Origin of the sequence: Bartonella sp. AA2SXKL, from assembly GCF_042197205.1 — a bacterium.
Taxonomy (GTDB): domain Bacteria; phylum Pseudomonadota; class Alphaproteobacteria; order Rhizobiales; family Rhizobiaceae; genus Bartonella.
Map to the genome: position 1 here is coordinate 1 of NZ_JBHIRN010000087.1, position 846 is coordinate 846.

Sequence of the window (846 nt, forward strand, 5' to 3'; positions counted from 1 at the left end):
CAAGTATATGTGCGAGAGAAACAAGACTTTTTCCTTCAGTGAGCTGTTTGAGAGCGTCCTTGGCTTTTTCATCAAGAAGGCGTTGGATTTCTTCTTTTTTCCATTGGGCAATGACCTCTTGTTTTGCCTCTTCAAATGTTTTATCCCGCGCAGGGATGATAGTATTGATCTTGTACCAGAGATACCCACCATTTGGAAGAGAGAGTGGATCAAGATCAGCTCCTTCGTTTGATTGATAAATGGAGTTAAGCAAAAGATCTTTTTGGGGTAGATCTGTAAGTATTGTGCCTTCAATTGTTTTTCCTGTTTTATCAAGGGTAATTGTTCGCAAGGGTAATTTATATTGGTCAGCAAGCTCTTTGAAAGAAGCACCTTCAAAACGTGCATTTTCAATTTCCGTATAACTGTTACGTATATCATCAGCAGCACGATTTTGAGCAAGTGTTTGACGAATATTGTCTTCTACTTTCTCAAAGGGAATGGGGCCTGCAGGTGTAATATCTGTAACACGAATGATAACAGGACCTTGTAAATCATTGATTACAGCACTGATTTGTCCTTGTTTAAGTTCAAAAATCTCAGAGGATAAATAACTAGGAAGTTCATTTTCTGTGAAAGGCCCTTTTTTTATGTCATTGAGAGTCTTGTTTTCAGCTTTAACTAAGTCATCGAAGCTTAATCCATCGGCTATTTTTTTTACTGCATTATCTGCAGCCTCGCGTGTAGGGAAACGCAATTCTTCAATCGTGCGTTTTTCAGGAGTTATAAAACGCGAGGAGTTTTGTGTATAATAGTTTTTTACCTCATCTTCTGAGATATCTTTGGGTTTTATAAAATCAGCGAGTT

At 37.9% G+C, this 846-nt stretch carries 1 protein-coding gene; it reads right to left on the reverse strand.

Annotation, left to right across the window (positions count from 1 at the left end; genetic code table 11):
- A partial coding sequence (locus tag ACFINS_RS09915; protein WP_375706167.1) for a peptidyl-prolyl cis-trans isomerase occupies positions 1-846 on the reverse strand: 846 nt, incomplete at both ends.